This window comes from Pseudomonas sp. S2_B10 (assembly GCF_054668425.1).
In genome coordinates, this window is record NZ_CP162768.1 from 4,435,379 (window position 1) to 4,457,380 (window position 22,002).

The window sequence follows — 22,002 nt, forward strand, 5'->3', positions numbered from 1 at the left end:
CAGATCCTTGTGGGAGCGAGCCTGCTCGCGAAGGCGGCCCTGAATTCACCACGCAATCACAGAGGAGCATTCGCATTTCGCGAACGCCCATTGCCGAGAGACGGCTGGATTCGCTGACGATCGTTCCTCTAGCCTTGGCGACATATTCCAAGAACAAGAGGTACCCGCGATGACTGCCCCTTTGAGTGCAATCAAAGTGATCGAGATCGGCACCCTGATCGCCGCGCCGTTTGCCGCGCGCATGCTTGCCGAGTTCGGCGCCGAGGTGATCAAGATCGAAGCCATGGGTCAGGGCGACCCGCTGCGCAAATGGCGCAAGCTGCACGAAGGCACATCGCTGTGGTGGTACCTGCAATCGCGCAACAAGAAATCCCTGGCGCTCAATCTCAAATCCGCTGAAGGCATCGAACTGGTCAAGCAACTGGCCGGCGACGCCGACGTGATCATTGAAAACCTGCGCCCCGGTGCGCTGGAAAAACTCGGTCTGGGTTGGGACGTGCTACATGCGCTGAATCCGAACCTGACCCTGGTGCGTATCTCCGGCTACGGCCAGACCGGCCCTTACCGTGACCGGCCCGGTTTCGGTGCGATTGGCGAGGCCATGGGCGGCATCCGCTACACCACCGGCAATCCCGATTCGCCACCGGCGCGGGTCGGCGTCAGCCTCGGCGATTCGCTGGCCTCGCTGCACGCGGTGATCGGCGCGCTGATGTCGCTGTTGCGGGTCAAGACCGGGCAGGGCGGTGGACAGATCGTCGATGTGTCGCTGGCCGAAAGCGTGTTCAACGTCATGGAAAGTCTGGTGCCGGAATACGACATGCTCGGCCATGTCCGCGAGCGCAGCGGCGGCGCCTTGCCGGGCATCGCGCCCTCCAATACTTACCTCACGTCCGACGGCGCTTATGTGGTGATTGCCGGCAACAGCGACCCGATCTACAAGCGCCTGATGCACACTATCGGCCGCGCTGATCTAGCCGAGGCAGAAGAATTCGCCCACAACGACGGCCGCGCGGCGCAGAGCGGTTTGCTCGATGCGGCCATCACACACTGGACCAGCAGCCTGCCGATCGACGAGGTACTGGCTGCTCTCGAAGCTGCCGAAGTGCCGGCCGGGCGCATCTATTCGGTGGCTGATATCGTCGCCGATCCGCACTATCAGGCGCGGGACATGCTGCTCGATGCCGAGTTGCCCGGTGGCGCAACGGTGAAGATGCCCGGCATTGTCCCCAAACTCTCGGAGACCCCCGGCGGAGTGAACTGGTCCGGGCCGAAACTGGGCCAGCACACCGACGCTATTCTCACCAATCTTGGCCTGACTGAACTCGACATCGAACGCCTGAAAAACCAAGGGGTGGTGCAATGATCACTGACTATTCGCAAACCCTGATCGTCCAGGAAGTCTCACCCCGCGACGGTTTGCAGATCGAGCCGACGTGGGTGGAAACCGCTGACAAGATCGCCCTGATCAATCAATTGTCACAGGCCGGATTCAGCCGCATCGAGGCCGGCTCGTTCGTCTCGCCCAAAGCCATTCCGGCCCTGCGTGACGGCGAGCAAGTGTTCAACGGCATTCAGCGCCAGCCGGGTGTTATTTACGTGGCGTTGATCCCCAACCTCAAAGGCGCGCAACGTGCATTGGCAGCGAATGCCGATGAGTTGAATCTGGTGATGTCCGCCAGCCAGACCCACAACCTGGCCAATATGCGCATGCGTTGCGAAGAGTCGCTGGCGGCATTCGCTGACATTGTTGCGTTTGTCAGCGGCTCAGGTGTGCGCCTCAACGGCAGCATCGCCACCACGTTCGGTTGTCCGTTCGAAGGCCGGATCGATGAGGATCGCGTACTGCAGATCGTCGACGCTTATCAAGAGCTCGGCATTCAGGGCATCAGCCTCGCCGATACCACCGGCATGGCCAATCCGCGTCAGGTCGATCGCTTGGTGCGGCGCGTTTTGCAGCGGGTTTCGCCGGCCGATCTGACCCTGCATTTCCACAACACCCGCGGCCTCGGCCTGTGCAATGTGCTGGCCGCTTACGAGGCCGGCGCGCGGCGCTTCGATGCGGCGCTGGGTGGCCTCGGTGGCTGTCCGTTTGCGCCGGGGGCGTCGGGCAATATCTGCACCGAAGACCTGGTGAACCTGTGCGCTGAAGTCGGCATTCCCACGGGGATCGATTTGCCGCTGCTGCTGAAGCTTTCGCGCGGCTTGCCGGCGCTGTTGGGCCACGATGTCCCCGGCCAACTGGCCAAGGCCGGGCGCAACTGCGATCTGCATCCGATGCCCACCTGAGAAACACCAGTACCCCTGTGGGAGCGGGCTTGCCCGCGATGACGGCAGCAAATTCAACGAAAGCGTTAGCTGAACTGACGCCATCGCTGGCAAGCCAGCTCCCACACAAAAGCGCTCCACAGGGAGCGTCATCACCAGACAACAAAAACAATCGGACGCCCATCGGCAGTCCGCCTGGAGAAAATCTATGAGCCTCAATGTAATGGAGGCGGGCGTGAATCCGTCCGTCGATCACGACGCCGAAAAAGCCCTGGTCAGCAAAGTTGCCTGGCGCCTGATGCCGCTGATCATGGTCTGCTACCTGTTCGCCTTTTTCGACCGCATCAACATCAGCTTCGCCAAATTCCAGTTGCAGACCGACCTGAGTCTGAGCGACACCGCGTATGGCTTGGGCGCCGGGCTGTTCGTGGTCGGTTACGTGCTGTTCGAAGTGCCGAGCAACATGATGCTGTACAAGGTCGGCGCGCGGCGCTGGATCGCGCGGATCATGATGTCGTGGGGCGTGGCGACGGCGGCGATGGTCTTCGTCAACAGCGAATGGCAGTTCTATGCGCTGCGCTTCGTCATCGGTGCGATGGAAGCCGGGTTTGCTCCGGGCGTGCTGTATTACCTGACGCTGTGGTTTCCGCAGCACTTCCGTGGCCGCATCACCTCGATGCTGTTTCTCGCCTCGGCGTTTGCCGGGCTGGTCGGCGCACCGTTCTCAGGGCTGGTGTTGCAACACCTCGATGGCGTATTGCAGATGCGCGGCTGGCATTGGTTGTTCCTGCTCGGAGGCGTGCCGTGCATCGCGCTGGGTTTTCTGGTGCTGACGCAGCTGAAGGACCGCATCGAGGATGCGCACTGGCTGACGGCTGACGAGAAGAAATTGCTCTCCAGTCGCATCGCTCATCACGAACCACACAAGAGCGGCGGCTCATTGCTCGCGGCGCTGAAAATTCCCGGGTTCCTGACGTTGGGTTTGATCTACTTCCTGATCCAGGTCGCGTCCTACGGTTTGAATTTCTGGGCACCGCAATTGATCCGCAGCGCCGGCACCGAAAGCCCGGTGATGATCGGCCTGCTGACCGCCATTCCGTACATCTGCGGGGCGATCAGCATGGTGGTGATCGGACGCTTGTCCGACGCCACCGGTGAACGGCGCAAGTTTGTCGCCGGGCTGGTGATCGTCGGCGCGATCGGCTTCTTCAGCGCGGGAATCTTCGCCAGCCACACGACCTTCCTGATCGTCGCGCTCGGCCTGCTCGGCGCCGGCATCATCGCTTCGATTCCGAGCTTCTGGACCCTGCCACCGAAACTGCTGGCGGGCGCAGGTGCCGGCGCGGCGGGCGGGATCGCAGTGATCAATACCCTGGGGCAGTTCGGCGGGATCGTCAGCCCGGTCATGGTCGGACGCATCAAGGACCTCACCGGCAGCACCACCCCGGCGCTGTACGTCATCGGCGTCGCCGCGCTGATTGCGGCCGCTTTGCTGCTGTGGGGCTTGCCGCAGAAGTTGCGTACGCTGGACAAGTATTGAGATTGGCGGCGTCGGCGATGACGCCTTCGCGAGCAGGCTCGCTCCCACTTTGGAATGCGCTTTCCTGTGCGAGCGTGCCTGCTCGCGAATTCCGACTTCAGACACATGAGAAGATTCGCTGGCCAGATCTGTTGAATCCTCCGATGCAGAAAGGGATAGTGCGCGCCTGGAAATATCTTCAAGGAGCGGGAAGTGACAATGAAGTCCACGTGGATCAGCGCTGCCGCGCTCTGCGGGTGGTTGATGGCTGGGCAGGCGTGGGCAGATTGCACGCCGCCGGCGGTCAGCGCGGAAGCGGATTTCTCGCTGTGCAAAGAATGGCCGGCTTATCCGCAGCTGACGATTACCGCGCTATCGACGTTCGTGCCCGATCCCGTCTATGGCCAAGACGGCAGCGTGGGCTCGTACGATCTGGATCTGGCTATCATCACGGCCGGCAGCCCCAAACCGCTGGCGACCTATCATCAGCGGTCGGCGTTTCTCTCCGATGCCATCGCGCTGGAGAGTCTGGAGCTGGATACGGCGCGTTATAAACTCACGCCCGACTTTCGTGCATTCGGCGTCCGCGCCCATTTCAAAGGCTCGTCGCGCGTCAATCCGCTGGATGAAACCCTGCTGTCGCTCTACGTGAAAGAGGGCAACAAGGTGCGCCCGGTGCTGGATCGCTTGGTCGTCTACAGCTTCAGTGGCGAGTGGGATGGCAATTGCGCCGGAGAGCGAGCGGAGACGGTGCGTACGCTTGAGATGGGCAAAACCAGTTCCCATGGTTACGCCGATATCATTGTCCGCTCACTCACCACGGGTCTGGTCGGCGAGGGTCCACCCGACACCTGCGAGTCGAAGACCACCCACGAAAAGCCGGTGCTAACCACGTTGCGCTATGACGGACAGCAATATTTCGTTCCCGAAAATCTGAGAGGCTATTGAAGGCGCGTCGTTCTACTTCCTCGATCCCGACCGACACAAGCTCGAGGTCCACGTCGGCGATTTGCAATCGCGGCTGGACGCATGTCGCCAGAAACCGTACCCCGGCATGCGTTTTCACGACGCGCAGTGATCCGCCGTGACCCTCTGATATAGACTGGCCACCAAGTATTCTGGCGCTTGCAGGTTTCTCATGACTCCATCATTGCTGTTGGCCGTTCTGGCTTCGGGTTTCATCTACGGGATCACGCCCGGGCCGGGCGTGCTGGCGGTGTTCGGGATTGGCGCGGCCCATGGCCGGCGGGCCGGGGCGGGGTTTCTGTGCGGGCATCTGCTCGGCGATGTGATCTGGTGCAGCACCGCGCTGGTGGCGATTGTCGGTGCGCGGGAAATCGGCAGCACCGCGTTCGATGTGCTCGGCGTGCTCAGCGCGTTGTACCTGTTCTGGCTCGGCTGGCGTGCGGTGCGTGCCCAACGCCGCAATGGCGACGAAGCGCAAGGGGCGGCGCGGCAGCCGTTCTGGCACGGCATCGTCTTCGGCCTGACCAATCCCAAGGCCTATCCGGTGGCGGTGGCGACCTTTACGGCGCTGTTGTCGAGCCGCGCCGAACTGCTCAACTGGTCGATGCTACCTGCACTGATCGCCCTGAGTTTCATCGGCGGTGCGCTGGCCTACGCTATCCTCATCGGCGTGGTCGGCGCACAGCGAGTGCGCATGGTGTATCAGCGGCATGAGCTGCTCATCACGCGTTTATGCGGCGTGATGTTTATCGGCTTCGCCATCAACGCGTTGATGCACGCGCTGCCGGGGCTGCTGGCGAACAAGACTTTGATGGAATGGGCAGGGACGCGCAATCACGATCATGGATGATTGAAATCGCTGCACAGTGCGGACAATCGTTAGAACCATGCAAAGCCCCAACCCTGCGCCGCTGGCGAGCTACATTGACCTGTTGCTGGACGCCGTTTGCGCGGTCGACAAACAGGGCCGTTTCGTTTTTGTCAGCGCTGCCTGCGAGCGGATTTTCGGCTACACGCCTGACGAACTGATCGGCCGTTCGATGATCGAGCTGGTGCACCCGGCTGATCGCCAGCGCACCCTTGCGGCCGCTGGCGAAATCATGGGCGGCGACCCGAAGCACAATTTCGAGAACCGCTATCTGCGCAAGGACGGCAGCGTCGCGCACATTTCCTGGTCGGCGCGCTGGTCGGAAGTCGATCAACTGCGCATCGCCGTCGCCCGCGATATCACCGAGCGCAAGCAGGCCGAGTCGCGGCAAGCGGCGTTGTACGCGATTTCCGAAGCGGCGCACGCGGCGGAAGATTTGCTGGCGCTGTTCAAACGCATCCATCTGCTGATTGGCGAGTGGCTGCCGGCGCTGAATTTTTCCGTGGCGCTGTACGACGAACACTGCGCGCAGCTGAATTTTCCCTATCACGTCGACGATCACGAATTGCAGCCCGAGCAGCCCGGCACCGTCATCGGACGGCTCTGCGCGCAAGTGATCCGCAGCGGCCAGCCAATGTTGCTGACGCCGGACAGCGCCGATGCCACGCCCGATTTTGCTGAGCTGGTGGCGGAACAAAACGCGCCTTGCTGGCTCGGCGTACCACTGAACTCAAAAAACGGCACCATCGGCGCCTTGATCGTCAAAAGCCTCGCTGGTGGCGAACGCTACACCGAGCAGGACAAGGAACTGCTGCAATATGTCTGTGCACAAGTCGCCACGGCCATCGAGCGCCAGCAACTGCACGCGCGGCTCAAGCGCATGGCGCAATACGATCAACTGACGCAACTGCCCAATCGCGAACTGCTGCGTGATCGGCTCAGGGCTGCGCTGGCCGATGCGCGAACCCTGCACGGACACATGGCGCTGCTGTATGTCGATCTGGATCGCTTCAAACAGGTCAACGACACCCATGGCCATGCCGTCGGTGACATGCTCCTGCAAACCGTGGCCAACCGGCTGAAAGGCTGCGTGCGTGAAACCGACACGGTGGCGCGTATCGGTGGCGATGAATTCGTCGTGCTGCTGCACAGCGTGCATGCCGCCGGCGATCCCGACAGCGTCGCCGGAAAAATCCGACAGGTGCTGGCGCAGCCCATGCGCCTCGACGGCCATGACCTGCGGATCGAATCGAGCATCGGCGTGGCGCGCTTTCCTGAACACGGCGAAGAAGAACAGCAACTGTTTCGGCATGCCGATCAAGCCATGTATGCGGCCAAACGCCTGAATCATCGGGCCTTGGGCAGCTGAAGCGAGCGCGCCGTTCGTCGCGGTTCAGGCAGATTTTCTAAACCTTTGACCGCTAAAGCATTCCTAACTGAGGCGGACAATTGTCCGCCGCGACATTTGAGCAGCGGGCGAATCACGGCCCGTTTGAATTTTCCACGAAGGAGGGCGCGACCATGAGCCGGATGGCCACCCGTTTACGTAACGTCAGTTTTGCAACCCTGCTGGGCCTGTGCGCCAGCAGTGCGTTCGCCCAGTCGCCTGCCGAATTCATCAACGATGCCTCTGCCAAAGGCATGGCCGACATCGAAGCCAGTCGTCTGGCCCACGGCAAGACCGAATCGAAAGAGGTCAAGGATTACACCATCGTTGTGATCAACGACCGCACTACAGCCAACCAGCATCTGGCGAAAATCGCCAAGAAACTCGACCTGCCGGTTGCCCCCCGCGAAGAACTCGCCGACAAGGCCAAAGAGCTGATGCCGGAAGTGAAGGACGGCACCACATTCGATCAGGCTTACGCCGCCAGTCAGGTCAAGGCGACCGAAGAGGCCATTACCCAGATCGAGCAACAGGCACAGACCACCGACGTGCCGGAAATCAAAGCGTTTGCCGATGAGACTTTGCCGAAACTGCAAAGCCATCTGGAGAAAGCTCGAGCGTTGCAGGCCAGTCGCTAACTTCGCCTTGTTGTTGCAGCGCGAGCGAAACCTTCAGTTGAAATGCGATGCTTACCCTGTGGGAGCGAGCCTGCTCGCGAAAGCGGTGTATCAGTCAATGATGTTTTGACTGACCCTGCGTCTTCGCGAGCAGGCTCGCTCCCACAGGGTGTGTTTACTTGCTCAGCACTCATTCAAATCCTGCTTTGGCTTGCTCTTGTCGCCAAGCCCCTCAAGATCAAACACCTGATTCTCACCCAGCGCGCGGTAATGCCGGCGCAGCGCTTCGAGCTGCTTCAGATCCAGCGCCTCCAGCCCGAGCATCGCGTTCTGCGCTTCCTTGTTCACTCGCAACAGCTCATCGAGTTTCAAATGCAGAATGTCGGTATCGCGGTTCTGCGTGTTCTGAATCAGGAACACCATCAGGAACGTGATGATCGTCGTCGAGGTGTTGATGATCAGCTGCCACGTGTCGTTGTAACCAAAAATCGGCCCGCTCAACCCCCACAGCCCGATCAGAATCAACGCCCCCATGAACGTCTTCGGGCTACCGGCCCACAGGGCAAGTTTCTGGGCAATCTTTGCGAATTTCATGATGGAAGTCCTTGTTTTGGGAGCTTGAAATTCAGACATCGGTGTTGTGCTGAAAATTCTAATTACAAATAACCGGGCCGGACGCCGGAGGCGAGGCGAGCTCATCGGCCTTATCGCTGTATGGTATGGGCAGCTGCACTTCCCGGTTTCAAGCCATGCCCCGACAGGAGAACGCAATGAGTTGGTCTGCCAAGCAATACGTCGCTTTCGAAGATGAACGCACCCGCCCGGCCCGTGATCTGTTGGCGGCGATACCCACCGCGCAGGCCCGGGCGGTGGTGGACATTGGTTGCGGACCGGGCAATTCCACCGAATTGCTGGTGCAGCGTTTTCCCGAGGCGAGCGTCAGTGGCCTCGACAGTTCGGCGGACATGATTGCAGCCGCGCGCAAGCGCTTGCCTGACGTGCAGTTTCAGGTGGCCGAGGTCGACAAATGGGCTGACCAGGGGCCGTTTGATGTGATCTTCGCCAATGCGGTGCTGCAATGGGTGCCTGATCACGCTTCGTTGCTGCCAGCCCTGGCGAGCAAGCTTTCAGACGGTGGCAGCCTGGCGATTCAAATGCCGGACAACCTCAACGAACCGTCCCACCGCTTGATGCGTGAAGTCGCCGCCAATGGGCCGTGGGCGAGCAAGCTCGCAGACGCTGCCGGGCAGCGCACCGACATGGCCAGTGCCAGTGAGTATTTTTCAATGCTGCGGCCGCACTGCGCGCGGGTCGATGTGTGGCGCACCACCTATCACCACCAACTTCGGGACGGGGCGGCGGGGGTGGTGGAGTGGTTCAAGGGTAGCGGGTTGATTCCATTCCTGAGCCCATTGACCGAGGAGGAGCGGGCTCAGTATCTGCAGCGGTATCTGCCGGAGGTTACCAAGGCTTATCCGGCCTTGGCTGACGGCTCGGTGCTGTTGCCGTTTCCACGATTGTTCATTATTGCGACCCGTTGAGTTACGCCACCAAGTGTCTTGAGTTCGCCACGTTATCTCTGGTCGGCGCATCTCTTGAACGCAACACGGTCGGTCCCCTCTCCCTCGGGAGAGGGTTAGGGTGAGGGGCTTATTGGCGCAGAAACCCGATCACCGCTGCACCGCCAACATCATCGTCCTCTGGCATCCTTTCAACTCGTTCACGCTGAGCTCGTCGGAAATTTCCTTCTGTTTTCCAGGCTTTTACACGTGGTGCGCTATGGCTGTTTAAAGTTGAATCACGTTGCGTCCCGATGCCTACAAATCCTTGCGCCGCTGCCTACCGGTACGCCAGAATCCGCCGGCTTGTGCGCCTGGAGGGCGGTCGGTAACTTGGTTCGCGTCACTGATTTCCAGTGATCGGGTTTAGTAGCCCGGTAATGTCCTCCTCGTAACGGTTGCACGAGTTCCGTTGAATCAGGCGCGTGCCTGTATTTTATGGTGGCTGTGCGCATGGCGCCTTCGGGTGCGCCGGATGGGGGATGGGTCCGGTCTACTAACTTGCGTACAGCCGCCACCCTCCCGTTTAGTAGCGTGGTGGATGCGGCTCAAATGAAAGGTACCGCCCCGTGTTCAAAGTAACGCCAAATCCGCCGGAAACCGATCCGGCCTCTCCTTACGAGTCCCTCGATTCGAAAAAACTCCACGAAGCCGCCGAACGCGCTCTCGACCACTATCTCATCCCGCCGCAAACCAGCTCACCGCCATACCAGGCCAGCAGCATGTTCATGGTCAATCCAGGCACCGACACCGGGTCGCTATCGGTCAATGCCAGCTAATCCCTCGGATCGGTCAGCGTCATGCCCGGCGACTTCGCCGCCTTGCTCGACGGCAGCCAGCGCAAAACCCTGCTCGGCATCGCCCAGGTCGTCATGCTGGGCGAGCTGGCGGTGAATCAGGTGTTGGATAATGTGGTGCCGGTGGGTTAGCCGGCGTTGATTTCCGAGTAAAAAGTAACCGGTCGTTGCGACCGGTTTTTCGGCTAGTGCAGCGTCAAAACCGCTGATCAATACCAGGTTTGTCCTCTTGAAAGGGCTCGGAAGGGGGAATCGGGAATTGCTGCTCCTCATACTCGCCCACCCGCCGAGCGAGAATTTCCAATTCATCGCCTTCCGGCGAGTTCATCTCAGCGCCCCAAATCTGCTCGATACGCAGCAATGCTGCGGACAAGTCTTCAGTGCTCCGAATGGGTTTGATGTCCATAAATGATGTCCGCTTTGGTAACCACATGAGCGGCGATCTTGAACGGCACAACAAACGCTGTGTTCATCATTACGTTGCCAAATATGACTGCATTGCGGAGAGTCAGATTCGCGGTGACAAAAGCGGCCACGCGTGACCCAACCGCGTAATCCTCAATGTCAGCTGTGTAGCAATCAGAAGATCTCTATTGCTCCACGAAATTAGTGAAATTTTTCAAAAATGGTCATATCTGATCCTTAAGGGAGTTTAGATGGCTACAATGGCTCTATTAAGATCCTTAAGAATTGGAAGGGTTTGCCATGTCATTCATGCATTTGCTTCACTCGCCGGCTGAGATCGCTAGAAATGTCGGAGAAAACGCCAAAATCCTGCGGCTCTCCAAAAACCTTTCCCGCAAGACGCTCGCAGAAAAGGCGGGGGTTTCCGAATCCACCATCAAGCGATTCGAAGCGACCGGCCTCGTGACGTTGGAGGCTTTGATCCTGATAGCCACTGCGCTTGATGAACTCAACGCTGTGACCAGGCTGTTCAAACCAGAGCAACCGAGCTCGCTGGATGAGCTGAAGAATGCCAGGCGCAAGAGAGGGATGCGCTGATGATCAAGCCTTTCAAACACACAGAAGCGCTGGATGTTTTGAAAGAGGGCGCCAAGGTTGGTGAGCTGGTCAGAGTCGCGGGCCGGGGGATTTACTTCGCTTACGATCCGGGTTGGCTTGCCACTGGCTACAATCTTTCGCCGCTGACAATGGCTTGGGACGAAAAGCCCCAGTTGGCCAGGAACACCAGCCTCTTCGAAGGGCTACACGGACCGTTCGCCGATTCACTGCCTGACGGCTGGGGCATGCTGCTGATGGATCGATATTTCGACAGCACCTTCGGTGACGGCACCCACCTTACCCTCACAGCGCTTGATCGCCTTGCTTATATGGGCGAGCGCAGTATGGGGGCGTTTGAATATCAGCCGAAGGCGGAAAAAACAGAGCTCACAGGCCCTTTGGATATTTGCCAACTCTACGAAGCTTCAATCGAAGTTCAAGAGGGTGAGACCCCTGCTGTGCTTACCAAATTGCGACTGGCCGGTGGCTCACCGGGGGGCGCACGACCGAAGGCAATCGTGGCGCTGTCTGCCGACAAAAAACACGCAATTTCGGCCTTTGATGCCCTGCCCGAGGGCTATGCACATTGGATCGTGAAGTTCAGGGCATTGTACGAACCGATTGAAACCGGCGGCATTGAACTCGCCTATGCCGAGATGGCTCGTGCCGCCGGAGTGACCATGGCTGAATCGGATCTTCTGGATGTGCAGATGCCTGGCGGCGAGGTTGAGCGTTTCTTCGCAACCAAGCGCTTCGACCGCGACGGCGAGCGCAAGATTCACATGATGACCGTCTCGGCGCTCATGTACGCGGACTACCGCGCATTGTCATCCATCGACTACCCGAACCTGCTCAAGCTCACTCAGGTGTTGACCAGAAGCTCCGTCGAAGTGGAAAAGATGGCCAGGTTAATGATCTTCAATGCGCTGTCTCACAACCATGACGACCATGCGAAGAACTTTGCCTTTCTCTGCCACAATCCTGAAAAAAAAGGCGAGAAAGAAACCTGGACGCTGTCCCCGGCATACGACCTGACTTTCGCAAACGCCATGGGCGAGCACACCACTGACTTCGGTGGCCGCACTCCCGGCACGCCTACGCGCAAGCGAATCATGGAGATCTGCAAGGATTACAAATACCTCAAGGCCGAGGAATACATCGAGCAGACTCTCGCAGCGCTCGCCGACTGGAAGAAAGTATTCACTCGATTGAATGTCCCGCACAAAGCCGGGGAACCGATCTTCAATGTACTGGCGAGGCTGCATCAGGATTTCGAGAAGTAATCCGGGGAGGAGGGGCTCAGCGATCTTCTGGAAGTCTTCACCGCCAACACGCTTCAACTTCCAGACACAAAAAAACCGGCCATCAAGGCCGGTTTTTCATTTCTGCATCCCCCGTCGGACAACACAACGCGAGATCAATATTCGGTGGAGCGGGTAGAGGGAATCGAACCCTCATCTAAAGCTTGGGAAGCTTTCGTTCTACCACTAAACTATACCCGCTCAGAGCGGCTGACTTTGTACCAGACTCGGCCACGGATTTGAAGTTTTCTTTTCTCTGCGAGGGCTTTGCCACGCAGAAAACGGTCGATCGCGAGCAAGGGCTGCGCCGGTGCAACAGGCACTTCAAGCTTGCAGCCTTGCCCGCGATGACGCTGTTTCAAATGGCCAAAGCATGTTGATCCTGCACAAACGAGTAGCGCGTTCGGCTGGCTTGCGGCGCAGGTTTCAGAAAGCCGAGCAGGGCGTTCTGGCTGTCGCGGCAGGCGGCCTTGTGCTCCATGTCGAGAAAGTGTCCGGTGGCTTGCAGGGTGGTGAAGCTGCTGTGGGCAACGTGGTTGCCGAACAGTCGCGCATCCTCGGCGGCGGTGTATTCGTCCCATTCGCCGTTGAGAAACAGCACCGGCACGTTGATCTTTTTCGCCGCATTCAGATAGCACTGGCGATCGCTGTGCAGCACGTCGTTGATATGAAAATGCATCTGTCCGTATTCATGCTCGGCGAGACTGCTGACGTGGCGGTAGTTGAAACGCTTGAACAGCGACGGCAGGTGTTTGCCGATGGTGTTGTTGACCAGATGGCCGACCCGATCGCCGTCGCGGCTGCCGAGGTAATCGACGCCGCGCTCAAGGTAATCGAGCATGTGCGCATTGATCACCGGGGAGAACGAGCTGATCACGGCTTTTTCGATGCGCCGGGGCTGCTGGGCGAGGGCGACCAGAGTGGCGGCGCCGCCCCAGGAGAACGACAGCACGTGTTCGGCGGCGAAGTGGTCGATCAGCTCCAGCAGAATCTGCCCTTCGACTTCCTTCGTCAGATGTTTCTCATGCCGGTTGTGGGCTTTTGACCGACCCGCGTAGGGCTGGTCGTAGCAGACCACGTTGAATTGCGGGTGCAGGTTTTTCACGGTCTGTGCAAACGACGCAGTCGTGGCCATCGAGCCGTTGACCAGAATGATGGTCTTTTCTGCGGCGTCTGCGCGATAGAACTCCGTGTAAACCCGATACTGACCCTGTATATCCAGCACAGCGATTTCTGGCCTCATGTCATAAGACTCCTGGCAAGCAAGCGGGTATGCGCGCAATCGAGATTGCACGAGCTTTGTGACAGGTAGGCATACGCCTGAAATTTGCTGGCCCATGTCGATCCGGTACGGCAGGTCGACGGGTGTTGTTATTGGCGGGCAGATTGCCGGCTGAGGCGCAGCCCTTGAGGGCAGACGACCGACAAAAAGTTTCTTGGAAGTATGTGGTGACTCATCGGTCACATTTCGGCCGACGTCCTGATTCAAGCAGGGGACTCAGGATCACGCAAGTGCCGTCGGCGAATTGTTCGACAACTTCGGCTGAGCGGTCGCCGGCTTAGAACAAATGAATCTCTTCGGTGCGCAAAGCGCGGTACTCGCCCGGTTTTAGCGCGTGATCGAGGGTCAGTTCGCCGATGGATTCGCGGTGCAGGCGCAGGACTTTGTTGTTGAAGAACCCGAACATGCGCTTGACCTGATGGTAGCGGCCTTCAACGATGCTCAACCGTGCGGAGCGTGGGCCGAGCAGCTCAAGCTGTGCCGGTTGCGTGGTCAGATCTTCGAAAGCGAAGTAGATGCCCTCGGCAAATTTCAGCGCGTAGCTCGGGTCGATGTCCTGTTCGGTTTCGACGTAATAGACCTTCGCCAGTTTGGTTTGCGGCTGCGTCAGGCGCCGCGACCAGGCGCCGTCATTGGTGATCAGCATCAGCCCGGTGGTGTTGAAATCCAGACGTCCGGCGATGTGCAGATCGTCCTTGTGCGGTTCGTCGAGCAGGTCAAGCACGGTCGCATGCTGCGGATCGCGGGTGGCGCTGACGCAACCCGGCGGTTTGTGCAGCATGAAATAGCGCGCCGGTTTACCGCTCTGCAGCACCTCATCGTCGACTTCGACCCGACTGAATTCCAGCACCTCACTGTGCGGGTCGCTGACGACTTTTCCGTCAATCCGCACGCGCTTTTCCACCAGCAACAGGCGCACCTGCTGACGGTTGTAGCGGGGCAGATTGCTAAGGAAACGATCGACACGCATGGTCAGGATTCAACGGACAAAGGGCCGCGCATCTTACGGGATCGGCCGCCGGCCTGCTTGCAGTTGCGCTTCAACCTGGGCGCAACGCGGGCACAGGCAGGCTTGATTGCGCAACTCGGCCGGCAGCGCTTCGAGCACTGCCGGGTCGATGGTCACGCCGTAGCACCAGCATTCGCGGTCGGCGGTGCGCGGGTCGGCGAGACTGCAATCGTTGCGCGCACCGCAGGCCGGGCATTGGTCGGGTTTGACGTCGTTATCAGGCATAGGTCGAGTGCGGCATTTCCATGCAGGTGCGGTTGCGCCCGGTTTGCTTGGCGCGGTACATCGCATGATCGGCCCGGGACAGCAGAGTGTGCAAGGTGTCATCGCGTTGCACGGTGGTGGCGCCGATGCTCACGGTCAGATGCAGGCTGTGGCCATCGTAGGCGTATTCGTGTTGTTCGACGTGCTGGCGGATTTTCTCGGCGATTTTCTGCCCGGTCTCGCCGTCGGTGTCTTTCAACAGAACGATGAACTCTTCACCGCCCCAGCGGCAGACGATATCGGCGTGACGCAGGCAACTTTGCAGGTCGCGGGCGAAACCGATCAACACCTGATCGCCAGCCATGTGCCCGTAGGTGTCGTTCAAGGCTTTGAAGTGGTCGAGGTCGAGCAACAGAGCGGTCAGCGGCTTGGTTTCCCGTTGGGCCTCGTGCAGCGCTTGCGCAGCGAGGATGTCGAAGCCGCGTCGGTTCGGCAGCTCGGTCAGACTGTCGAGGGTGGCGTGCGCCTGGATCTTCGCCTGGAAGCGCTTGATCACCCGATTGAGCAGCGCCAGTACGATCAACGTCACCAACAGGCAGATCAGCAGATTGAGATACAGCGACTGGCGGATCTCGCTCAGCGCGCCGTCTTCGCGTTTATCGACGAACAGGTACCAGTTCAACTCGGGGATAAACCGCACGTTGAGAAAATGTCCCTGGCCGTGGGTGGAGTATTCGTAGCTGCCGCTGTGCGGCTTGGGCAACTGGCTGACCAGACTTTTCATGCTCTCCAGTTCGCCAAGACTCTGGCCGATGTGCGCGCCTTCCGGACCACCCTCGGCACCGGTCAATACGAGGCGGCCGAAGGTGTCGACAAAGTACACGCTGCGTTGATAGCGCTGTTGATACTTGTCGATCAGCTTGATCACCGCGTCCACCGTCAGGCCCACGCCCGCGGCACCGATGAAGCGGTTGTGGTAGTCGTAGACCTTGTAGTTGATGAAGAACGTCAGGTTGTCCTTGTTGGCCAGATCCGGGTCGACGTTGATCTCGTACGGGTCCTGCATGTCGCGCACGCGGAAGTACCAGGTGTCGCGCGGCTCATCGACTTTGACCTGTTTGAGCACGCCTTTGGCGTGGTAGTAGGTGAGCGTGGCATTGGAAACGAAGAACGCCGTGTAGGCGCCGTAATGGGTCATGACCTCGTCGAGATAGCGGGTCATCTGCTCGGGATTCTGCTCGCCGTTGACCACCCAGTCGCGCATGAACGTGTCACGGGACATCATCGAGGAAATCAGGATCGGCCGGACCAGATCTTTCTGGATTTCCGAATAGACCGTGTCGGAGGTCAGTGGCAGTTCAGTGTTGACGATGTTGTCGCGGATCGACTCGCGGGAAGCGAAATAGCTCAACAGCGAGGTGGCGAGAAACCCGGCGCCGAGCAGGGCGACCAACGTGAGCACCAGTGAACGTTGCGAGTACAAGGGAGAACGAAGCGGCATGGCAGATCCGTTGGCAGTGGCCCGATGGGATGCATTCTAGTGGGATGGTCGGGAAAACACTGCGGGATTTGTGCCTGAAATGGCGGGGGATATGACGTGGGGGTGTGTCAGGGAAATCGCAGCCCCTCACCCCAGCCCTCTCCCGGGGGAGAGGGAGCTGGATTGAGGGTGATGGAAAATCTGTGATCGACTCGGTATCAGCCAATGGCAACCGATGGACAGTCACCTCGGTCAGTTCCCTCTCCTGGGGGAGAGGGCCAGGGTGAGGGCGAGCTTTCGGATCAGCCCCGGGATGCCAGATACGCCCGCCATCCCCCCAAATGACTGATATCCACCGCACCCTCCAGGCCATACGGCTCGCAGATAAACCCGCTCTCCCAGCGCCCGTCCGCCAGCTGCACCTTGCCCAGCCCCAGCGGCGCCGGAATTCCGGTGAGAAACGAGCCCAATTCACTGGTCGGCAATTCCCAGACCTCCACGGCAATCGCCACGCCGCCGTCCTTGACTCGTACCATCCCCGGACGCAGCGGTGGGCCGCCGGCGAGGGCGTGCAGTCGATAGTCCGGCGAACTGAATGTGGTTTCCAGCAAACGCCCGCCACGCTGGGTCAGTTGCCAGTTCAGCGCCAGCCCTTGCAGATGCGCGCCACACACCACCAATCGAGCGCGGTCATTGCGCGCTGGGTTCGCCGGAGCTGGCAGGGCACTGTCCTGCGGGCGCTGCAAGGCATCCGCCACGCTCAACAGATACTGATCGGTAAATACCCGCCCGAACAACGTCACGCCCCACGGCAAACCATTGCCCATGAACGCGGTCGGCACGGCGACGGCGGCGTAGTCGAGCAGGTTCATGAAGTTGGTGTAATAGCCAAGTTCGGAATTGCGCAGCACCGGTTCCGCCTCAAGTTCGGCCAGGGTCACTGGACGGCCGATGGTCGGTGTCAGCACGCAGTCGAGATTTTCCAGGGCTTCGTCGCACAGGGCCTTCAGCGCCTGCAATCGATATTGCGCGCGGAAGGTCTGCACGCCAGTCACTGCCGGAGCTTTGGCCAGCACCGCTCGGATCACCGGCAGCACCGCTTCGGGATTCTGCTCCAGCAGCTCACCGGCGACGCTGTAACGCTCGGCGACCCACGGCCCGTCGTAGAGCAGACGCGCTGCTTCGAGAAACGGCGACAGATCGAATTCGACTGCCTCGCCGCCCAAAGCCTTGAGCCGTTCGATGGCCGCTGCGAACAACTGTGGCCCCTCGTTGCAGCCGAAAAATTCAAGGTCCTGTGCCCGTGGCACGCCGAAGCGAAACGGCCGTGGCGCGCCAAATGCCGAGCCGTCATTCCAGGCCGGATTGCGTCGGCTGTACTCATCGCGAGGATCGTGTCTGGCCGTCAACGCCAGCAACTGACTGGCCTCACGGGCGGTCGCGGTGAAGGTGGTTACGCAGTCCAGCGTGCGGCACGCCGGCAGCACGCCAGCGGTGGAAATCAGGCCCTTGCTCGCCTTCAATCCCACCAGATTATTCAGCGCCGCCGGCACTCGCCCGGAACCGGCGGTGTCAGTGCCCAAGGCGAAACTCGCCACACCCAGCGCTACCGCCAGGGATGAACCCGCACTGGAACCGCCGGACGGATACTCCGCCAGCACGCTGTTCGGGCACGCACCATAAGACGAGCGGCTGCCATTGAGGCCGGTGGCGAACTGATCGAGATTGGTCTTGCCCAGCGGAATCGCCCCCAGCGCCAACAGTTGCTCGACGATGGTCGCCGACTGCTGCGGCACATAGGCAAACGCCGGGCACGCGGCTGTGGTGGGAATGCCGGCCAGATCGATGTTGTCCTTGATCGCGAACGGCACGCCATACAGCGGCAGACTGTCGAGGTCACGACCGTCGAGGGCGGCGAGGTACGGCTCCAGTTCATCGACGCTCAGCAGGTGGATGAACAGGTGATAGTCGGGATTCAGCGCAGCGGCTTTTTCGCGCAGTTGCAGCAGCAGTTGGCGCGGTGTGGTGTCGCCATTGCGATAGGCCTGGCGCAGTGCATCGAGTTGCAGATTCATCGGTTGATCCTTATAAAAAATGGCTTCAGTCGAGTTCCAGCACCACCACCCGTTGTCCGGCGCGCACCGCCGAACCGGGTTGCACGCGGATCTCTCGCACCACACCGGCCAGCGGCGCGAGCACAGGGATTTCCATCTTCATCGACTCGAGAATCACCAGCACATCGCCCGCCGCGACACGCTGGCCGGCCTCGACCTGCACCTGCCAGAGATTGCCGGCGATGTGGCTGTCGACGCTGTGTTCACCGTTTTCCAGTGGTGCTTCTTCGCTGGCGTCAGGCACGGCTTCTTCGCTGTCGAAATGCGCCTGGCCGCTGGCGATCCAGCGCTCGCGTTCAGCTTTGAACGCGCCCTGTTGCTGCGCACGGAAAGCGCTGATGCCCGCGGCTTCCTGACTGAGAAATGCCTGATAGTCGGCGAGGTTGAGCTGGCTGTGTTCGATGTTCAGATCGAAGCGCCCCAACGGGAAATCGCGGCGAATGCGCAGCAGTTCTTCGGCGCTGACCGGGTAGAAGCGGATCTGATCGAAGAAGCGCAGCAGCCACGGTTTGCCGTCGAACGCGGCGACTTCGCGATAGCGATTCCACATCTGCAGGGTGCGCCCGACAAACTGATAACCGCCCGGGCCTTCCATGCCGTACACGCACATGTAGGCGCCGCCGATGCCGACCGAATTTTCGGCCGTCCAGGTACGTGCCGGGTTGTACTTGGTGGTCACCAGACGATGACGCGGGTCGAGCGGCGTGGCCACCGGCGCGCCGAGATAGACGTCGCCAAGGCCCATCACCAGATAGCTCGCATCGAACACCGTGCGCTGCACTTCGTCGAGATTTGGCAGGTCGTTGATGCGCCGGATGAACTCCAGGTTGCTCGGGCACCACGGCGCGTCCTTGCGCACGGTGGTCATGTATTTCTCGATCGCCAACTGACAGGCCGGGTCGTCCCACGACAGCGGCAAGTGCACGATGCGCGAAGGCACCTGCAAGTCCTTGGCGGCGCACACCGCGTCCCATTCGCCAGCGATGATGCCGAGCAGATCGGCCAGCGGCAGTTGCTCGGGCTGGTAGTGCACTTGCAGCGAGCGAATGCCCGGGGTGAGGTCGATCACCCCATGCAGGACCTGGCTTTCCAGCGCCTGCATCAGCGCGTGGGCGCGAAAGCGCAGGACCAGATCAAGCTCGGGCTCGCCGATTTCCAGCAGTAAATGAGTGTCGCCAGAAACCCTCCCGACAAGCCGCCGATCCCCCTGACCCAACTCAAGAACCACAGGCGACACAATCCCTTGTGGGAGCTGGCTTGCCAGCGATGATGTTGATGCGGTGTCAGATCGGGCACCATCGCTGGCAAGCCAGCTCCCACAGGGGGCATCCCATTTCAGGGCGAGATCGCGGGCGGTGCCGAGGTCGACGGGAGTGAACTGAATTTTATCGCCCGCCTTGAGCTGCCCCAGCTGCCACAGATCGGCCTCAATCACCGTCACCGGGCAGACGAACCCACCCAGGCTCGGGCCATCCGGGCCGAGAATCACCGGCATGTCCCCGGTGAAATCCACCGCACCAATCGCATACGGATTGTCATGGATGTTCGACGGGTGCAGACCCGCTTCACCGCCATCCTCACGCACCCACTCAGGCTTCGGTCCGATCAGGCGCACGCCGGTGCGGCTGGAGTTGAAGTGCACTTCCCACTGGGTCGCGAAGAACGTGGTGATGTAGTTTTCGCTGAAGTATTCCGGCGCGCCGTGCGGACCGTAGATCACCCGGATCTGGCGCACGCTCGGCAGCGCAGTGATGTGCTGTTCGGCCAGTTGCTGGCCGGCGCTGTGGTCGGCCAATGCCGGCACATGCAAGACGTCACCGGCCCTCAACGCGCGCCCGCCATGCCCACCGAACTGGCCGAGGGTGAAGGTACTTTTGCTGCCCAGATAATCCGGCACCTGCACGCCGCCGCGCAGGCACAGATAACTGCGCGCGCCGGCGCCGCTGATGCTGCCCAGTTGCAATGTCGCGCCGGCCGGGATCAGCAGCGCGGTGTTCATCGGCACCGGTTCAGCGTCAAGGGTCAAGGCAATCGGCGCGCCGGTCACCGCGACCACCGCGTCACAATTGAAGCGCAGGATCGGCCCGCTCATGGTGATTTCCAGTGCGGCGGCGCCTTGTTCATTGCCGAGCAGGCGATTGCCCAGACGCAGCGCTCGGCTGTCCATCGGCCCCGAGGGTGGCACGCCGACGGCCCAGTAACCGAGGCGTCCGGGATAGTCCTGCACGCTGGTTTGCGTGCCGGCGCTGAGCACTTCGAAGGTGTTGGCGTGATAGAGCAGATTTTCCAGGCAACGGGTCCACGGCTGGCCGCTGGCGAATGGAGTATCGAGGAGAATCTGCCGCAGGTAATCGCGGTTGGTTTCCACGCCATACAGCAGGCTATCGCCCAGTGCCTGATGGAGTTCGGCGCGAGCCTGTTCGCGGCTCGGCGCCCAAGCGATGAGCTTGGCAATCATCGGGTCGAAATACGGCGGGATTTCCACACCGGCTTCGACCCAGGTGTCGATGCGCAACTCAACGCCGTTGGCTGGCGGAAATTGCACAGCGGTCAGCAGGCCCGGGCTCGGCTGGAAATCACGCCCCGGATCTTCCGCGTACAGACGTGCCTGAATCGCATGGCCCTGCGGTTCCAGGCCTTGATACAACTCGTTCAGCGGCGGCAGATCACCGGCGGCCAGCTCGATCATCCAGCGCACCAGATCCACGTCCCACACCTGTTCGGTGACGCCGTGCTCGACCTGCAAGCGCGTGTTCACTTCGAGAAAATAGAAGCGCTGGGCCTCGCTGTCGAAGACGAATTCGACGGTGCCGGCGCTGCGGTAATTCACCGCTTGCGCCAGTTTGATCGCTGCCGCGCACAGCTCATCGGCCATGCCTTCGGGCAAGTTCGGCGCCGGGGTTTCTTCGAGGACTTTCTGGTTGCGCCGCTGCACCGAACAGTCGCGCACACCGAGAGCGATGACTTCACCGCAGCCGTCGCCGAACACTTGCACTTCCAGATGCCGCGCGCGTTCGATGTACTTCTCGATGAACACCCCGGCGTCGCTGAAGTTGTTCTGACCGAGGCGTTTCACCGCTTCGAATGATTCGCTCAATTCACTGGCGCTGCGGCACACGCGCATGCCGATGCCACCACCGCCAGCGGTGCTTTTCAGCATCACCGGGTAGCCGACCTGTTCGGCGGCACTCAGCGCGCAATCGAGGCTGTCGAGCAGGTCGGTGCCTTCGAGCATCGGTACGCCGTGCTGTCTGGCCAATGCGCGAGCAGTGTGCTTGAGGCCGAACACCCGCAATTGCTCCGGCGTCGGGCCGATGAAGGCGATGCCCTGCGCTTCGCAGGCTTCGGCGAACGCTGCGTTTTCCGAGAGAAATCCGTAGCCGGGATGAATCGCCGTGGCGCCGCTTTGTTTGGCGATAGCGAGGATTTTATCGACGGCCAGATACGTCGCGGACGCCGCGCCTTCGCCGAGGCTGTACGCTTCAGCGGCCTGGGAGATGTGCAGGCTGGCAGCATCGGCTTCTGAGTACACGGCGACGCCTTGGGCCTTCAGCACGTTGATCGTGCGCAGGATGCGACAGGCAATCGCGCCACGGTTGGCGATCAGGATTTTTTCGAACATGGCATAACCC

Annotated in this window: 18 protein-coding genes, 1 tRNA gene and 2 pseudogenes; 12 read left to right on the top strand and 9 right to left on the bottom strand. The window is 60.5% G+C overall.

Annotation, left to right across the window (positions count from 1 at the left end):
• Positions 1–169: 169 nt before the first annotated feature.
• The 8 genes and pseudogenes from AB4O45_RS19780 to AB4O45_RS19815 all read left to right on the top strand — a co-directional run bounded on the left by AB4O45_RS19780 (position 170) and on the right by AB4O45_RS19815 (position 7,643).
• Positions 170–1,363: a CaiB/BaiF CoA transferase family protein gene (locus AB4O45_RS19780; protein ID WP_150636481.1), complete on the top strand. Its 1,194-nt coding sequence runs from the start codon at positions 170–172 to the stop codon at positions 1,361–1,363.
• A complete protein-coding gene (locus AB4O45_RS19785) occupies positions 1,360–2,286 on the top strand; it encodes a hydroxymethylglutaryl-CoA lyase (protein ID WP_056783466.1) in 927 nt (308 codons plus the stop codon). Before AB4O45_RS19780 ends, AB4O45_RS19785 begins: the two co-directional genes overlap by 4 nt.
• A gap of 187 nt (positions 2,287–2,473) precedes the next feature.
• Entirely contained in the window at positions 2,474–3,805 is a 1,332-nt protein-coding gene (locus AB4O45_RS19790; RefSeq protein WP_016771305.1) for an MFS transporter, read from the top strand.
• 192 nt (positions 3,806–3,997) lie between these two features.
• Positions 3,998–4,732, top strand: a complete 735-nt coding sequence (locus tag AB4O45_RS19795) for a PA3715 family protein (protein WP_252877630.1) — start codon at positions 3,998–4,000, stop codon at positions 4,730–4,732.
• Positions 4,731–4,862: pseudogene (locus tag AB4O45_RS19800) on the top strand (glutathione transferase); the annotation flags it as partial. The gene AB4O45_RS19795 and the pseudogene AB4O45_RS19800, both read left to right, overlap by 2 nt.
• 60 nt (positions 4,863–4,922) lie before the next feature.
• Positions 4,923–5,600 (top strand): LysE family translocator, encoded by a 678-nt coding sequence (locus AB4O45_RS19805; RefSeq protein ID WP_460160449.1) that lies wholly within the window; start codon positions 4,923–4,925, stop codon positions 5,598–5,600.
• Between the two features lie 37 nt (positions 5,601–5,637).
• On the top strand, positions 5,638–6,987 hold the full coding sequence (locus AB4O45_RS19810) for a sensor domain-containing protein (RefSeq protein ID WP_041478890.1): 1,350 nt from the start codon (positions 5,638–5,640) through the stop codon (positions 6,985–6,987).
• 152 nt (positions 6,988–7,139) lie between these two features.
• The gene (locus AB4O45_RS19815; RefSeq protein WP_095180584.1) at positions 7,140–7,643 is read left to right on the top strand and encodes a DUF4142 domain-containing protein; all 504 of its coding nucleotides are present in this window, start codon (positions 7,140–7,142) and stop codon (positions 7,641–7,643) included.
• Positions 7,644–7,805: 162 nt separating this feature from the next.
• Here AB4O45_RS19815 and AB4O45_RS19820 read toward each other — a convergent pair whose 3' ends face one another.
• A complete protein-coding gene (locus AB4O45_RS19820) occupies positions 7,806–8,216 on the bottom strand; it encodes a low affinity iron permease family protein (protein ID WP_016771301.1) in 411 nt (136 codons plus the stop codon).
• A gap of 176 nt (positions 8,217–8,392) precedes the next feature.
• On the opposite strand from AB4O45_RS19820, the gene tam reads away from it, so the two are divergent.
• Positions 8,393–9,163, top strand: coding sequence for a trans-aconitate 2-methyltransferase (gene tam, locus AB4O45_RS19825; protein ID WP_310214721.1), 771 nt, complete (start codon positions 8,393–8,395; stop codon positions 9,161–9,163).
• A 587-nt stretch (positions 9,164–9,750) separates the two neighbouring features.
• Positions 9,751–10,110: pseudogene (locus AB4O45_RS19830) on the top strand (DUF6124 family protein).
• A gap of 64 nt (positions 10,111–10,174) precedes the next feature.
• Here AB4O45_RS19830 and AB4O45_RS19835 read toward each other — a convergent pair.
• Positions 10,175–10,384: a transcriptional regulator gene (locus AB4O45_RS19835; RefSeq protein WP_081932519.1), complete on the bottom strand. Its 210-nt coding sequence runs from the start codon at positions 10,382–10,384 to the stop codon at positions 10,175–10,177.
• 299 nt (positions 10,385–10,683) lie between these two features.
• Here AB4O45_RS19835 and AB4O45_RS19840 point away from each other — a divergent pair, with 299 nt between their 5' ends.
• Positions 10,684–10,980 (top strand): helix-turn-helix domain-containing protein, encoded by a 297-nt coding sequence (locus tag AB4O45_RS19840; RefSeq protein ID WP_095180586.1) that lies wholly within the window; start codon positions 10,684–10,686, stop codon positions 10,978–10,980.
• A complete protein-coding gene (locus AB4O45_RS19845; protein ID WP_095180587.1) occupies positions 10,980–12,263 on the top strand; it encodes a type II toxin-antitoxin system HipA family toxin in 1,284 nt (427 codons plus the stop codon). The genes AB4O45_RS19840 and AB4O45_RS19845 overlap by 1 nt, the downstream gene beginning before the upstream one ends.
• Positions 12,264–12,408: 145 nt before the next feature.
• On the opposite strand, the gene AB4O45_RS19850 is transcribed toward AB4O45_RS19845, so the two are convergent.
• The 7 genes from AB4O45_RS19850 to uca all read right to left on the bottom strand — a co-directional run bounded on the left by AB4O45_RS19850 (position 12,409) and on the right by uca (position 21,992).
• Positions 12,409–12,482: transfer RNA gene (locus AB4O45_RS19850), tRNA-Gly, on the bottom strand.
• A 157-nt stretch (positions 12,483–12,639) separates the two neighbouring features.
• Positions 12,640–13,524 carry an alpha/beta fold hydrolase gene (locus tag AB4O45_RS19855; RefSeq protein WP_041478884.1) on the bottom strand — a complete coding sequence of 295 codons (885 nt, stop codon included), beginning with the start codon at positions 13,522–13,524 and terminating at the stop codon, positions 12,640–12,642.
• A 316-nt stretch (positions 13,525–13,840) separates the two neighbouring features.
• Complete coding sequence (locus tag AB4O45_RS19860; protein ID WP_137215398.1) at positions 13,841–14,533, bottom strand: pseudouridine synthase; 693 nt, start codon at positions 14,531–14,533, stop codon at positions 13,841–13,843.
• 33 nt (positions 14,534–14,566) lie between these two features.
• Positions 14,567–14,797 (bottom strand): cysteine-rich CWC family protein, encoded by a 231-nt coding sequence (locus tag AB4O45_RS19865; RefSeq protein ID WP_186568305.1) that lies wholly within the window; start codon positions 14,795–14,797, stop codon positions 14,567–14,569.
• The gene (locus AB4O45_RS19870) at positions 14,790–16,277 is read right to left on the bottom strand and encodes a sensor domain-containing diguanylate cyclase (protein ID WP_041478881.1); all 1,488 of its coding nucleotides are present in this window, start codon (positions 16,275–16,277) and stop codon (positions 14,790–14,792) included. Before AB4O45_RS19870 ends, AB4O45_RS19865 begins: the two co-directional genes overlap by 8 nt.
• Positions 16,278–16,558: 281 nt before the next feature.
• Positions 16,559–18,331: an allophanate hydrolase gene (gene atzF / locus AB4O45_RS19875; RefSeq protein ID WP_460160450.1), complete on the bottom strand. Its 1,773-nt coding sequence runs from the start codon at positions 18,329–18,331 to the stop codon at positions 16,559–16,561.
• Positions 18,332–18,356: 25 nt separating this feature from the next.
• Positions 18,357–21,992, bottom strand: a complete 3,636-nt coding sequence (gene uca / locus AB4O45_RS19880) for an urea carboxylase (RefSeq protein WP_460160451.1) — start codon at positions 21,990–21,992, stop codon at positions 18,357–18,359.
• Positions 21,993–22,002: the final 10 nt, after the last annotated feature.